This is a genomic window from Clostridium sp. 19966 (assembly GCF_032335695.1).
Lineage (GTDB): Bacteria > Bacillota > Clostridia > Clostridiales > Clostridiaceae > JACTOJ01.
The window spans coordinates 101,857-117,073 of record NZ_JACTOJ010000009.1; the positions used below are offsets into that span (position 1 = coordinate 101,857).

Below are 15,217 nucleotides of genomic sequence, written 5' to 3' on the forward strand. Positions count from 1 at the left end.
TATTATATAATTATTCTACCACTACATAATAGATTTTTCTTGTAATTTTTCTAAAAAAATGCCCACAGGATCATTTTTAAGTTTTTCTTCAAATTCTATTTTACTAAAGGCAGATGATACTTTTGAAAAATCGGCATAATTAATCAGTGAGTTTACTTCACATGTCAACTCGTTTTTATGACTTAAATCCTTAGCAAGGCTGCGTATCTCTGGTTTTGGTATATTGTTGTTAGGGAATATGCTTCTATAAACTATTTCTTTCATAATTAGCCACCACCTTTCATATTTAAATTATCGTACAAAATACGACTAAATATAATATCTTTTAAGAAAAAAATGTCACTATTTTTAAAACATAGCCTCCCGAACTGAAGGAAGTTTTAAATCAGTGTAAAAATCAACACTGATTTAAAACAGAACCAAATAATTAAAAAGATTTTTTTATCTACTTTATCGATATTTATAGCTTGAGATTGAAAACTTATATATAGTATAATTCTATCAATAAGTTTTTTAAAATACAGCCTAATTACTATAGAAAAGAAGGTAGTTCTTATGAAAGCGAATATTTTAGTGGTAGATGATGAGGAAAACATAGTAGAATTTATAAAAATGGGGTTAGAAGCCGAAAATTATGTAGTACATACTGCCTATGATGGTAATAGTGCAATAATTAAAGCTATAGATGTAAAGCCTGAGATTATCATATTAGATATTATGCTCCCTGGAATGAATGGCTTTGAAGTATGCAGAGAAATAAAAAAATATATTAAGACCTCAATAATAATGCTTACTGCAAAAGATGAAATTGATGACAGAGTTAAAGGCTTAAATCTAGGAGCGGATGATTATATGATTAAGCCTTTTAGTTTTAAGGAATTGCTGGCTAGAATAAATGCAAGATTAAGAAACAGCTTTCCTGGTACAAATGAGGCAGCCTGCATAGGGGAGTTTAAAATTGATGATGGAGCGCATGAAATAACCTATAAAGAAAATCAACTAAATCTTTCACCTACTGAGTATAACCTGCTTAAATACCTGCTTATAAATAATGGCCTGGTTTTAAGCAAACAATCTATTTTGGAAAATGTATGGGGCTATGATTTTGAGGGAGAAGAAAATATTGTAGAGGTTTATATAAGATATTTGAGAGATAAAATAGGTGATAATAAACATTGTGTTATAAAAACTGTCAGAGGCGTAGGATACAAGGTGATGTTATGAAGATTATAAAAAAGCAATTAATAAACACCAAAAGCCTCAGCTTTCAATTATTACTTAGCTTCATAGTAATGCTTATAGTATCAATAATAATTATGGGCACCTCTCAGTATTTGCTTATGAAAAAAAATTTATATGTGGGAAAGGAACAGCTTCTGGAAAGTAAATTTCAGGGCATACATTTAGAAAATTTGGATAGGGCAGATTCTAATGATTTGGATACCTCAGCTATTGCTGAATATATAGTGAAAAGCTGCTCTGATAAGAATACTAAGGCTACCTTTATAGATCAAGATGGAAATGTAGTAAGCAAGGATGTCATAAAAGCTGAAGATGAAGATGGAGACAGCACCCCTTATCTAAATAAGGATGAATACTTAAAAATCTTGAAGTCTGATAAGATAGTTCCTATGCAGATTATTAAAAATATGTCCGGAGAACAGCAGGTAGTCATGTGGAGAAAGCTTGTTTCAGGCAATAAAGTATATGGACTTATACAATTGAGTACTAGCGGGGCAAACATACAAGATTTTTTAAACAAGCATCTCATGATATACTTATTCAGCTCATTTTTTGTTATTATAATTGCTGCAATATTAAGTAAAAGACTTTTGAATTATACTCTAAAACCACTTTATGATATGAAGAATACTGTTGAAAAAATAGAGCCTTCTCAGCTTCAGGTAAGGCTGCCTGAAGATAATGGACAACAGGAGATAGATTCTTTATCTTCTGCCTTTAATAGCATGCTTGAAAGGATAGAAATCTCTTTTAAACAAGAGCAATATATGAAAGAAAAAATGAGGCATTTTATATCTGACGCCTCTCATGAGCTGAGAACGCCCCTCACTTCCATTCACGGCTTTGTAGAGGTGCTTTTAAGAGGGGCTGCCAAAAATGAAAAGCAGCTGGACATGGCACTTAAAAGCATACTGGCAGAAAGCGATAGACTTACACAGCTAGTAAATGATCTCTTGATGTTAACTCGATTTGATTCCAAAGTAAAAGCAGAATTTAAGGAAGAGGATTTAGCTAATGTAATAGATGAAATAGTTCCACAGCTTAAGATTATAGCTGAAAATAAGGAATTAAATGTAAAGTTAGAAAAACACATATACGCTAATGTTAATTCAAATCAAATAAAGCAGATAATATATAATTTAGTAAATAATGCAGTGCAACATACTTCTGAAAATGGGAAAGTGAGTCTAGCTTTAAATCAAATTGACAAGGTGGAAGGAAGCTTTGCTCATATAGCTGTAAGTGACAATGGGATGGGTATTTCAGCGGAAGACAGAGAAAAAATATTTGATAGATTTTTTAGAAGTGATTCTCATAGATCCAGAAAACAAGGAGGCTATGGACTAGGATTGTCTATAGTAAAAGAAATAGTTGATGCTCATGGAGGAGAAATTTACGTAAACAGTGAACTGGGAAAAGGAAGTACCTTCAGTGTGCTGCTGCCGCTTTCCAGATGAAAGCTGACAAATATATAATTTGGGGACTATGTTTTAAATCGGTATTGATTTTTACACTGATTTAAAACATAGTCTTTTTTTAAAATTAACATTTTTCTCAGCTTTTTTTAAGGAATTTCTCAATTAACATTAAGTTATTCATTTTATAATATAGTTAAGCTAGTGATAGGAGGAAATATTATGTTGAAGGAAAAAAACGAAAATTCATATATAAAACAATTTTATTCTTTAGGTACAATAAATGCCCTAAAGGCTTTTGGAGCTAACAGCAAGGAAGCAGTAGAAGCTGCAGAACAGTGCATATATGATATAGATGATAAGATGTCTGTGTTTAAAGATACCAGTGAAGTATCTAAGATAAATATGAAAGCAGGAAAAGCAGCTCAAAAGGTGAGCAAAGAAACCTATGAAGTTATAAAAAGAGCGGTTTACTATAGTGAACTTTCTCGGGGAGGCTTTAATCCCTTGCTTAGACCATTGCTTGATTTATGGGGCTTTGGAAGAAAGAATAAAAGAGTTCCAGAGGAATGGGAAATAAAAGAAAAGCTTAAGCTGGCAGATTACAGGGATATAAAGCTGGATGACAAGAATATAAGCGTGGAGTTATTAAAAAAAGGTGAAGCCTTGGACCTTGGAGCTATCGCTAAAGGATATGCTGCGGATATGGTAGTTAAAATATTTAAAGATTTTAAAATAAGCAGCGGAATGATAGACCTGGGTGGAAATATATATGCCTATGGCAGTAAGGAAAATGGTGACAGCTGGAATATAGGTATACAAGATCCCTTTGGAAAACAGGGAGAATTTATTGGAATTGTGGCAATAAAAGATAAGTCAATAGTTACCTCTGGTAACTATGAGAGATACTTTGAGATAAACGGAAAAAGATATCATCATATAATGAATGCTAAAAGCGGGTATCCCTCTGAAGGAATAGTTAGCGCAACTATAATATCTGACAAATCCATGGATGGCGATGGATTAACTACAGTGTGCTATACTAGCGGCATAGAAGACTCTCTTGCTTTGCTTAAAAATTATGAGGATGTAGAAGGCATATTTATTACAGAAGATAAAAAGATGTATATTACAGAAAAATTAAAGAAATCTTTTATATTAGTCAACAATCAATATTCATATGGAATTTAAATGGAGGAGAGATATGAAAAAGGCACATTTAGCAGTAATTATAGCTATTTCCATGGGAACCATTATAGGCGCATATGGAATTGGCGCAAAATTAGCAGATGGAAAGAATGGCACTTATGCAACCAACAGCTATTCTTCAAGTTCAAATAATAATTCAACTCAAACAGCGTCTAACTCTCAAGGAAATAGCAATGAGAGTACAACTTCCCAATCTGGCAGCAGCTCAAATCAGAGCTCCCAGCAGTCCAGTGGCGGAGGTAATAGCAGTACAGCAGATGCTTCTAAGGGTAGTTCCACTAGCGCTTCTAATAATACATCAGCAGCCTATAAGGATGGAACTTATTCAGGCGAAGGTACTGGACATAGCCCCGGATTAAATGTTAAGGTTACAGTGAAAAGTGGAAAAATTTACAGCGTACAGGTTGGAGACAATAATGAAACACCTAGAATTGCTGATGGTGCCATAAATGTTGTCCCTGGAGAAATAGTTAAGGCTCAATCTGTAAATGTAGATGCGGTGTCAGGAGCTACGAGAACTAGTAATGGAATAATGGAAGCTGTAGCAGATGCCTTAAGCAAAGCCAAGTAAAGATAATGATAAATATATAAGATGGAATCTCTGTGGCTCGGTACCACATTTATTAAAATTATATATAGATAGATAAAACACAGGATTATGGAGGAAAGAATATGAAGAAAATATCAAAATTGCAGATTGCTAGAATGATTTCACAATTAGCATTTTTAATATTATTACCTGGGCTATTTACTCTTACTTTTAGTGGAATAAAGCAGATATACCAAATGATATACAATGGAAATACTAGCTTAACTGAGTTGATTCCTAACCTTTTAGAAGTGTTCGCAATATTTCCTATAACTATAGTTTTGGGAAGATTTTTCTGCGGCTGGATGTGTGCCTTTGGAACTATGAATGATATTATATATTTGATTTCAAGTAAGATTTTCAAAGTCAAATACAGAGTAAGCGAAAAAGTGGATTCGGTTTTAAAATATTTTAAATATGTTCTGCTGGCATTTATAGTTATAGCTATGTGGTCCACTAGTTCAAAGATTTTTGAAGGTGCTAGTCCTTGGGATGCGTTTGCACAGCTTACAGATATAAAAGCAGCTTTAACCGAATATACAATAGGCTTTATATTATTACTTATGATAATTGTAGGAGCAGCTTTTATAGAAAGATTTTTTTGCAGATATTTATGTCCTTTGGGAGCAATGTTTACTATAACCTCAAAGCTTAGAATCTTTAAGATAAGCAAGCCTACAGAAAAATGTGGTAAATGCAGAATATGCACAAATAACTGCCCAATGGGCATTCCTCTTTACAAGAGCGAGAAAGTAACTAGCGGAGAATGTATAAGCTGCTTTAAATGCACCAGTGTATGCCCTAGAAAGAATACACAAGTTACAGTAAGCGGTGAAAAGATAAATTCAGCGTTGGCGGCTTCTATAGCTATCGGAGCATTTACAGGCATATATGCTATCAACAATGTTGTTTTAGGAAGCAACAAAAACAATGCCTATAGCATAAGCAGTTCTGCTTCCAATAAGACTTTACAAGGTAACTATAAGGATGGAACTTACACTGGAGAAGGCACAGGATTTAGACCAGGACTTCAAGTACAGGTTACCATAAAAAGCAACAAGATTACCAATATAGAAATATTAAGTGATAATGAAACACCTAATTATTTTAGCCAAGCTTCTAGCACTATTCCTCAGGAAATAATAGCAGCACAATCAGTTCAAGTTGATGCAGTATCTGGAGCTACTAGAAGCAGTAACGGAATAATGGAGGCAGTATCAAATGCATTAAATTCCGCAGAAGGCGGAAGCTCTTCTTCAACTAGCAATGCAACAACAAACAGTAATGCAAGTACAAATAGCGATTCAAATACAACTGCTTCAACATCACAAAGTGATAACAGCCAAACAGCTGATTCCAATTCTGATAGCTCTTCAAGCCAAAGCGCTCAGCAGTCAAGTACAGCTGACAATAACAGCAGTGAAAGCAATCAGAGTAATAGTGGTACAACCAGTAATTCAACAGCTTATAAAGATGGAACTTACACCGGAGAAGGGACTGGATTTAGACCTGGGCTCAATGTAACGGTTACTGTAAAAGGCGGTAAGATTACTGGTGTGACTGTTGGATATAATAATGAAACTCCACGGTTCTCAAGTGAACCTATACAGGTTATTCCAGAAGAGATAGTAAAAGCTCAATCTGTTAATGTGGACGCCGTATCAGGTGCCACCAGAACTAGCAATGGAATAATGGAAGCTGTAACAGATGCCTTAAGCAAAGCTAAGTAAAGATAATTATAGAATACGCATGGTCTTAGGCCATGCGTATTTTTATGAACGTTTAGTTTCGTATTTTTCATCTATAAAGTTTTGGATAAGAGTTTTTATTACAGCGGCAAGAGGTATAGCAAGAAACATTCCTAAAGCTCCATATATGGCACCGCCTATGGTTATAGCTATAATTATAAATATTGGATTTAAGCCTACCTTTTGCCCTATTATTCTAGGAGAAAGATACCATCCGTCAAATAATGATAGAGTGATTACTAAAATAATAAGTTTTATAGTATCTGTGGTACTAGAAAATATGGTTAATATTGAAGTAGGTACAAGACCTATTATGTTTCCAAAGTAAGGTATAAGATTTGTTATGCCAATTACTAGACTTATCAATAAAGAATATTTTACTGACATAAGACTGAGGCCTATGAAGCAAAGCAATCCGATTATCAGAGAATCTATTGACTTGCCTATTACATATTGTTTAAAAACCAAATTTATTGAGGACATAAATGAAAAAAATTTCATTGATTTTTCCTTTGACAAAAACGAAGAAAATATTTTTTTAGTGTAGGATAGCATAGGTTCTTTATCTTTAAGTAGATAAATAGAAATAATAATGCCTGTAAAAATATTGAAAAGGCTTGATGATATATTAACCATTTTTGAGAAAATGGAACTTATGCTAAGCTGAAGTATCGATGTAGCCTGAGTTATTATGTCGTTTATATTATTGGTTATATATGTATTTACGCCGTACTTGATGAAAAGCTTATTAGTCATTATATTAGAATTTACATAATGTTCAGCATTAAGTACAAAACTTGGAAGCTTATTAATAAGATCTGATACACTTTTAATCATACTTGGTATTATTAATATTAAAAGTAAGGTGATGAAGGAGAAAAACAGCAAATAGGTAATGAATATGCTCATAACTCTTTTGGTTTTAAAAGTAAGTTCTATTTTCAGCATTAGAGGATTTAAAATATAAGCTATAGCAAATCCCCAAAAAAAATAGCTTATAAGAGACATAAGATCTCTAAGACCGTGAGTAAAAATACTAACATTATCTAAAAGCTTATAGAATAGAATAGTAAAAATAATTATAGGTATAAGATTAAAATACTCAAATCTTTTGAAATTCATCAAATAAACACCCCTACAAAATGAGAATATTATGCTATAAATTAATATAAGTTGCAATAAGATAATTATAGCATAATATAGTAATTTGTAAGAGTGTATTTATATTTTATAATAAGGATTTTATGAAATCCTCCATATCCATAGGCTCTACTGTAGGTTCAAATCTAGCTGCGGGATTACCATTTTTATCCATAATAAACTTTGTAAAGTTCCATTTAATAGAATTACCTATTAAATATTCAGGAAATTTTTCTTCAAGAAAACTTTGAAATATTTTAGCACTAATATTATCTGTGTTAAATCCTTTAAAAGGAAGAACTGAGGTAAGATAAGAGAATATTGGATTCATGTTTTTTCCGCGCACTTCAATTTTTTCTGAAATTGGGAAGGAAACACCATAATTTAGCTGGCAAAAATTTTTAGCTTCACTGCTGCTTCCTGGTTCTTGATCAGCAAATTGATTGCAGGGAAAACCTATTATTTCAACCCCTTTTTCACTATATTTTTCATATAGTTTTTCCAAATCTTCATATTGAGGAGTAAAACCACATTTACTAGCCGTGTTAACTAAAATAAGAACTTTTCCTTTATACTTGTCAAAAGAAATAGTATCCCCATCTGCTGTTTTAAAAGAGAAATCATAAATATTCATAAAAAACCTCCAATATGTTTAAATTGATAAAAATTAAATTGCATACAATGTAATGTGGTATAATGTTATCACTACTCAATAATTATGTCAATATATAGGTAAATAAAACTGCAATTCGTAATATGAAATTTGTAAATTACGAATTGCAGTTTTATTAAGCTTATTTATTAAGCTTAGTGCCATTTTCATCTTGAGTTATTAAATGCTTTTTCATTAGTCCGCCTAGAGCATTTTTGAAAGTATTTTTGCTTACACTAAAGGCAGCATATATATCTTCAGGATTACTTTTATCATTAAAGGACATAAAGCCGTTATGAGCTTCCAGATAATTTAATATAACCTCCTGCATTTCAGTTCTCTCATCCTTAGCATGTTTCCTTGGGGTGAGTCCTAATTTTTTGTCTTCATATATTTTTATGATACTTAAATCTAATATATCACCATGATAAAGTTTTGAAAAATATTCTGTGTTTAAAATAACACCTCTATATCTATTATCTACTGCTATCATGGCACTTCCGTTAGACTGAAATCCGTATACTGTACCTTTTACGTGATCTCCTACATTAAATTGACTGCTTTCCATTAAGTATTTATCTATATTTGCCGTAGCTGCTATCCTTCCTGTTTTATCTAAATATATGTAGAATAAATAAGAATTTCCTTCAAGCAGACCATAGGGCTTTTCTTTTAATGGAACTAGTATATCTCTTTCCAGTCCGAAATCTACAAAGCTGCCTATTTTAGTATTAGATACAACTTTTAAATATGCTAAGTCTCCAACTTTGGCTAAAGGCTTCTTTAGGGTTGCCACAGGTCTATCCTTAGAGTCTCTGTATAAGAACACTTCCACTGAGTCATCTATATATAACTCAACACCATAAGTGCTTTTTTTGGGAATCAATACATCATCGGAGGTATTGCCTGTTTCAGCATCGAGGAAGTATCCAAAATCAGTTTCTCTAACTACTTTTAAATTATTATAATCACCAATTTTTATCAATTTATTTTAACACTCCTACATTTAATATTTTGCCTCTGTTTTAAATCAGTGTTGATTTTTAGGCTGATTTAAAACTTGATTTTATGACAACGTCTTTTAATATATTATTTTAACATATTTTATAGATTATAAACAGACAGTGAAATCAAACTTAACGAATTAATTAATTTTATTTAATTTTATAAAATTATATTTAATACAATTTAAAGTGTGATATACTATGTTTATAGAAGATGTTTGAAAAACGTTTATTAAAATTAATTAAAGGAGTTGTTAGTAAATGGGAGTTTACGATTTTAATGCTGCCACTATAGAAGGAGAAGATATAAGTTTAAAAAATTATCAAGGGAAGGTACTGCTTATAGTAAATACTGCTAGTAAGTGTGGATTTACACCTCAGTATAAGGATCTAGAAAATTTGTATCAAAAGCTAGGGAATGAAAAGTTTGAGATATTAGGTTTCCCATGCAACCAATTTGCTAATCAAGAGCCAGGAAATAGCGAGGATATAAAGAATTTCTGTGAAATAAATTATGGAGTTACATTTCAGATATTTGAAAAAGTAGATGTTAAAGGGCCTAATTCACATCCTTTATTTAAGTATCTCACAGAACAGAAAAAGGGGCTTTTGGGAGGAGCTATCAAATGGAATTTTACTAAATTCCTTATAGATGCTAATGGAAATGTAGTGGATAGATTTGCCCCTACCACATCACCAGCAAAATTAGAAGAAGACATAAAGAAACTAATGGTTTAGTGAAATTTTATTAAAAAACTGTGACTTAAAATGTCTATATTGATTTTAAGTCACAGTTTTTTTATTGACAAGTGTTATCTAAATCAAGATTTTTAAAAATTTTATCCAATCTTATCTTCAAATCATATAATTCCTGTAGATTTGCATTAGTAGCTTTTATTATGTTCTCCGGAATTGAGAGAGCTTTTTCTCTAAGGTTCATACCTTTAGGAGTGATAGTTATCCATAAAAGCCTTTCGTCCTCCTTGGAACGTTCACGTATGATAAGACCAGCTGCTTCTAATTTTTTTAGAAGAGGAGTTAAAGTTCCAGAATCCAGATGAAGCTTGTGCCCCATATCTTTTAACGTGATTTTCTCGTGTTCCCATAGCACTAACATTACTAAATATTGAGGATAGGTAATATTTAATTCATCCAAAAATGGACGATATGCTTTAATAATGGCTCTGGAAAAAGCATAAGCTGAGAAGCAGAGTTGGTTATCTAATTTTAATATATCAAAATTATCCATATCTATCATCCTTTCTATGACATCAAATGTTGTTACGCTCAAATAAAATTACAACGTATATGTAGATTATAATAAAAAAATTAGATTTTGTTAATATATTTCACCATATATAATTGTATAAAATTTATTTTTTTATAACTATGCATAAAAATATGTTGCAAAATTTTAGCAGTAACATTAAAATAAATTAAAATTATGTATTAGGCAGGTAATATTATGTATTATAATTTGTTTTTTTCTTTTATCATATACGCCTTTCTTGGATGGGCATTAGAGGTTATCTTTAAGCTTATAACTGAAAAGAAATTCATAAATAGAGGATTTTTACATGGTCCTCTGTGTCCAATATATGGAATCACAGGAATGATAATGATGATGATAGCTCCTTATATGGAAAATAACGTAGTATATATCTTTTTTAGCGGAACCATAATGGCTACAATTGCCGAACTTATAGTAGGATATCTGCTTGAAAAACTATTTGATACAAAGTGGTGGGATTACTCTAAAAATGTATTGAATTACAAGGGTTATATTTGTTTGCAATTTTCTTTAGGCTGGGGATTGCTAGCCGTTATTTCAATAATATTCATCAATCCTTTGGTAGAAAATATAATCAAATTTATGATAGAATATTTTGGACAACCATTATATCAGACTTTGCTGGTTTTACTCGTAATAGATATAACTTTAACCATAAATGATCTTATTGAGTTTAAAAGGTTATTTATTGAATTGCAGGATATATTATCAGAAATAAAGCTTAATGTAGATATGCTGGTTGAAAAGGCCAATAGTAATGATGTTAAAACTGTTATCCAAGAGAAGATAAAATCTTTGGAGAAGATGCAATTAAATCTTTTGGGAAGACTTAATTTTAAACAAAAAATTCTTTTAAAAGCTTATCCTAAATTATACTCTCGTAGATATAATGAAGCTATAATCGATATTAGAAAAAAATTAGATAGATTAAAATCTAAAAAACTAAGATAAGCTTGAGAAAAATTTTAAATGGTGTTATAATTTCCGTCGAATGAAAAAATGTAATTTTAATAACAGAATATTAAAATATAATATGATAGTAAGCTAATAGGAGGAAATGAAATGAAGGATGCGTTTGTCATAGGGATAGCAGGGGGAACAGGTTCAGGAAAAACAACCCTTGCTAAGAGATTAAAGGAAGGCTTTGAAGATGATGTTATTTTGCTATGTCAAGATAACTATTATAAATCTTTTGATTCTCTTAGCTTTGAAGAAAGGGTTAAACTGAATTATGATCATCCAGATTCCTTTGATAACGAACTGATGATAAGTCAGTTAAAAATGCTTAAATCTATGCAGACGATTGATAGACCTGTATATTCTTTTGTGGAGCATAGACGACTTGAAGAAATAGTTGTAGAAACTCCCAAAAAGGTAATAATAGTTGAAGGAATATTGTTATTTGAAAATAAAAATCTTATAGATTTAATGGATATAAAAGTTTTTGTTGATACTGATGCGGATTTAAGATTTATAAGAAGACTTACCAGGGATATACATGAGAGAGGCAGAGACATAGACTCTGTAGTAAATCAATATTTAAATACAGTAAGACCAATGCATGAGGCTTTCGTTGAACCTAGCAAAAAAAGAGCTGACATAATAATTCCAGAGGGCGGAATGAATGATGCTGCGGTGCTGATGCTGCTTGATAAGATTAAGATGGTACTTGCGCATCAATAATAGAATAGTGTAACTGAACATCCTTGCCTTTCCTCCAATAATAGGTTCGCAATGGATAAATTTTAATTAAGAAGTAAGAGGTAAAAATTAATAGCATTGAGGAAATCGTCTTTGTGAGCCGATTTCTTTTAATTTATAAAGAATTCATCAAGGATGAATTCTTACGATTACTTTTAACTCTTAATTTTTAATTATTCACTTATTTTTATCTATTTCTCATTAAAATAATTTTATCTTCATTGTGCGAAAGCCAATTTTATAGAATCTAAACAATCTGCTCAAGTTCAGAAGGTGGAAGAGGTTTATAGAACAGGTAACCTTGAATAATGTCACAGTTGTTTTCTTTAAGATAATCTAGCTGGAATTGGTTTTCTACACCTTCAGCTACTATTTTTAATCCCATTCTGTGCCCAAGAGCTATTATTGTATCCGTCATATTAGTATTTGATGATAAGGATATATCATCGATAAATAGCTTATCAATTTTTAATGTAGTAAGAGGAAGCTTTCTAAGGGAAGCTAGAGAGGAATAACCTGTACCAAAATCATCCATAGCTATAGTTATCCCCATGAATTTTAAATATTCTAATTTATCTTCTATAAGATCAATGGATTCCATTATTATAGATTCAGTTATTTCAAGCTCTAAGTAAGAGGGCTCTAAACCTGTCTCTTTTAGCACTGAATTAATAACATCCACAAAATCGTCTTGAAGCAGCTGCATAACCGAGATATTTACAGCAATTTTATAGGAAGAAGCTCTGGACATATTAAGAGCTTTAATAAATTCACAGGATTTTTTTAAAATCCATTTCCCCAAAGGAATAATAAAACCAGAGTCTTCAGCTATAGATATAAATTTAATTGGTGATACGAAGCCGAGTTCTGGACTGTTCCATCGAATAAGAGCTTCAAATCCATCAATAGCATTATCTTTTAAATTTATTTGAGGCTGATAGTAAATAATAAATTCTTCATTATCCAAAGCTTTTTGTAAATGCTTTTGAATATTAAATTTATTTTGAACCTCATCATTAATGCTGCTATTGTAAAACATATAGGAATTCCTTCCGTTAGTTTTGACCTTATACATAGCCATATCAGCACATTTTAGCAAGGCTTCTATATTGTCTCCGTCAAAGGGAAACATTGCTATTCCTATGCTGGAAGAAAAGCTCATAACATTATTTTCTACTTTGAAGCTTTGTTTAAAACTTTCTATAATTTTAGAGGCAAACTGAGAAACCTCATCCTTAGAAATAACATTCTTTAAATAGAATACAAATTCATCTCCGTCGATTCTGTATAATGAAGAATTTTCATCTGAAAATAAATTAAGCCTTTGAGATATTTGAAATAAGAGCTTATCACCGCTTAAATGCCCTAGGGCATCATTTGCAATTTTAAAATTATCAATATCTATATATAAGAGAGCTTCCATTGAACTAGAAGCATTCAAAAGCTTAATATGGCTGCTTATATGATCATAAAATTTTAATTTGTTAAATAAGCCGGTTAGCGCATCATGGTAGGCAGAATATTCAAGCTCTTCCTGAGCTTTTGATAAATTAACATAATTAGCCTTAAGCTCATCATCTGCTGCTGCTGCTTCCTCGTATAAATATGTAAGCTCTTCGTTATTATCAACCAATTCTTTTTTTAATCTGTTTATCTTTCTTATATGGGCAAGCAATAAAGCGATAAATAGTATTAGCATTGCTAGGATAGTGAAGGTAAGGATTACTATATTCTTATAAGTTTCTATAAAAGAAAAAGGTTTATTTACTATCTCTACATTGCTAGGAACTGAGGATAAATCAATATTTAATTTTTTAAGTTGATTGTAGTCTAATAAAGTTTTTACGGCATTTGTGCTTTTTATGGGCAGAGAATCAATATTTTGTCCATTAATAATTTTAAGAGCTAAATTTCCTGCTTCTCTGCCATGGAGATAACCATCAACCATAACACCACCTGTCATTCCGTGATTCAGTGCATAAGTGTATAAGCTTAAAATAGGAACAGGGCTATTATTTGAGAGTTTATCATAAAAGTAATTGTAATTAATTTTAGATCCTTCTGAATCATTGGAGTAGCTGCATAGAAGTATAACACTGTCCTTATCTATAGTTTTTACTTTATCCAACATATCAGATATTGATAGATTGTTTAAAGAAAATAAAGATAAATTTTTATAATTTTTTTTGATATCAGCAATAGCGGAATTGGCTATTGCTATTCCATCTGCACTATTGTCATATATAAAATATACATTTTTTAATGCTGGATTTAATTTTAAAGCCAATTTTATATTTTCGCTAGGAAATATAACTTCGTTTGAGCCTGTAATATTATTTACTTTAGATAAGTCTATTTTTTTGTCCAAATTATTTAATCCGCAGAATACTATGGAGGCGTTAGAAAAAAGAGCGGCTCTATTTTCTATGGCAAAATCCACGGCTTTATCGTCGGTGCATATAATTAAATCAATTTTTTTTGAAGAATATTTGTATTGGAAATCTTTATATAATAGATTAAGGTTTTCTTGTGTGCCAAAGCTTTTCCAATCCATATATTCAGTGTAGATTTGTGGAAGCCTACTTGAATTTTGAATCTTACTTAATATTCCATTTACTTCTTCATTAGTCCAAAGCAATCCGCTATTATATGAATTCAGTATAAGCACATTAGGCTTCAAGCTGGAGTCACCGAGAGCTTTAACGGAGTAATGAAACGATGAAATAATAATTATAATACAAATTATTATTCTATGAATTCTTTTTAGTCTGTTCATTGTATTACTCCTCCGTAAAATTATTATCATACATTAATAATCGTATATTATATATCTAAGCTTAATAAAAAATAAATTAATTTGACAACGGATTTTTACTGTAATATAATCAAAATTAGTAAAAAACTATGAAGCGGATAAGTACTATTATATGAGGCTCAAAGAGAGTGGCGAAGGGTGGAAAGCTGCAGCAAATATATTAGGAAAATCACCGTGGAGTTTATATCTGAAGGGCAATGCCTAGTAAGAGATTACGTAATTCTGCGTTAAAGAATAGAGTATGTATGTACTTTAAATTTTCACCTTAGGTGGTATAGCGAATATAACTTCGTCCTGCGGGATGGAGTTTTTTTATATTTATGTAAGCAATTATGCTTATGCCAGTGAAATTTAGAGTGATAATATGTAAATAATTATAGGCGTAATCAAAATTATTAATGGATGAAGGGA

General features: G+C 31.2%; 14 protein-coding genes and 1 other annotated feature. Of the genes, 8 read left to right on the forward strand and 6 right to left on the reverse strand.

Going from position 1 to position 15,217, the window contains the following annotated elements:
• Positions 1-21 precede the first annotated feature (21 nt).
• A complete protein-coding gene (locus IAI10_RS11280) occupies positions 22-264 on the reverse strand; it encodes a hypothetical protein (protein ID WP_315673367.1) in 243 nt (80 codons plus the stop codon).
• A 291-nt stretch (positions 265-555) separates the two neighbouring features.
• Between IAI10_RS11280 and IAI10_RS11285 the strand changes: the two genes are divergently transcribed.
• The 5 genes from IAI10_RS11285 (at position 556) to IAI10_RS11305 (ending at position 6,185) form a co-directional block, all read left to right on the forward strand.
• Positions 556-1,224, forward strand: a complete 669-nt coding sequence (locus IAI10_RS11285; RefSeq protein WP_315673368.1) for a response regulator transcription factor — start codon at positions 556-558, stop codon at positions 1,222-1,224.
• Complete coding sequence (locus IAI10_RS11290; protein ID WP_315673369.1) at positions 1,221-2,699, forward strand: HAMP domain-containing sensor histidine kinase; 1,479 nt, start codon at positions 1,221-1,223, stop codon at positions 2,697-2,699. Before IAI10_RS11285 ends, IAI10_RS11290 begins: the two co-directional genes overlap by 4 nt.
• Positions 2,700-2,879: 180 nt before the next feature.
• Positions 2,880-3,848, forward strand: coding sequence for an FAD:protein FMN transferase (locus tag IAI10_RS11295; RefSeq protein WP_315673370.1), 969 nt, complete (start codon positions 2,880-2,882; stop codon positions 3,846-3,848).
• A 13-nt stretch (positions 3,849-3,861) separates the two neighbouring features.
• Positions 3,862-4,437 carry an FMN-binding protein gene (locus IAI10_RS11300; protein WP_315673371.1) on the forward strand — a complete coding sequence of 192 codons (576 nt, stop codon included), beginning with the start codon at positions 3,862-3,864 and terminating at the stop codon, positions 4,435-4,437.
• A 101-nt stretch (positions 4,438-4,538) separates the two neighbouring features.
• A complete protein-coding gene (locus IAI10_RS11305; RefSeq protein WP_315673372.1) occupies positions 4,539-6,185 on the forward strand; it encodes an FMN-binding protein in 1,647 nt (548 codons plus the stop codon).
• Between the two features lie 42 nt (positions 6,186-6,227).
• On the opposite strand, the gene IAI10_RS11310 is transcribed toward IAI10_RS11305, so the two are convergent.
• The 3 genes from IAI10_RS11310 to IAI10_RS11320 form a co-directional block, all read right to left on the reverse strand.
• A complete protein-coding gene (locus tag IAI10_RS11310; RefSeq protein WP_315673373.1) occupies positions 6,228-7,325 on the reverse strand; it encodes an AI-2E family transporter in 1,098 nt (365 codons plus the stop codon).
• Positions 7,326-7,431: 106 nt separating this feature from the next.
• Positions 7,432-7,977: a glutathione peroxidase gene (locus IAI10_RS11315; protein ID WP_315673374.1), complete on the reverse strand. Its 546-nt coding sequence runs from the start codon at positions 7,975-7,977 to the stop codon at positions 7,432-7,434.
• 160 nt (positions 7,978-8,137) lie between these two features.
• Positions 8,138-8,980: a S1-like domain-containing RNA-binding protein gene (locus IAI10_RS11320; RefSeq protein WP_315673375.1), complete on the reverse strand. Its 843-nt coding sequence runs from the start codon at positions 8,978-8,980 to the stop codon at positions 8,138-8,140.
• Positions 8,981-9,260: 280 nt separating this feature from the next.
• Here IAI10_RS11320 and IAI10_RS11325 point away from each other — a divergent pair, with 280 nt between their 5' ends.
• Positions 9,261-9,737 (forward strand): glutathione peroxidase, encoded by a 477-nt coding sequence (locus IAI10_RS11325; RefSeq protein ID WP_315673376.1) that lies wholly within the window; start codon positions 9,261-9,263, stop codon positions 9,735-9,737.
• Between the two features lie 61 nt (positions 9,738-9,798).
• Here the strand turns inward: IAI10_RS11325 and IAI10_RS11330 are convergent, their stop codons facing one another.
• A complete protein-coding gene (locus tag IAI10_RS11330) occupies positions 9,799-10,248 on the reverse strand; it encodes a MarR family transcriptional regulator (RefSeq protein ID WP_315673377.1) in 450 nt (149 codons plus the stop codon).
• 216 nt (positions 10,249-10,464) lie between these two features.
• On the opposite strand from IAI10_RS11330, the gene IAI10_RS11335 reads away from it, so the two are divergent.
• A complete protein-coding gene (locus IAI10_RS11335; protein WP_315673378.1) occupies positions 10,465-11,241 on the forward strand; it encodes a putative ABC transporter permease in 777 nt (258 codons plus the stop codon).
• 111 nt (positions 11,242-11,352) lie between these two features.
• On the forward strand, positions 11,353-11,973 hold the full coding sequence (gene udk, locus IAI10_RS11340) for a uridine kinase (RefSeq protein ID WP_315673379.1): 621 nt from the start codon (positions 11,353-11,355) through the stop codon (positions 11,971-11,973).
• Between the two features lie 265 nt (positions 11,974-12,238).
• Here the strand turns inward: udk and IAI10_RS11345 are convergent, their stop codons facing one another.
• The gene (locus IAI10_RS11345; protein ID WP_315673380.1) at positions 12,239-14,767 is read right to left on the reverse strand and encodes an ABC transporter substrate binding protein; all 2,529 of its coding nucleotides are present in this window, start codon (positions 14,765-14,767) and stop codon (positions 12,239-12,241) included.
• Positions 14,768-14,886: 119 nt separating this feature from the next.
• Positions 14,887-15,106, forward strand: a binding site (T-box leader).
• Positions 15,107-15,217 lie beyond the last annotated feature (111 nt).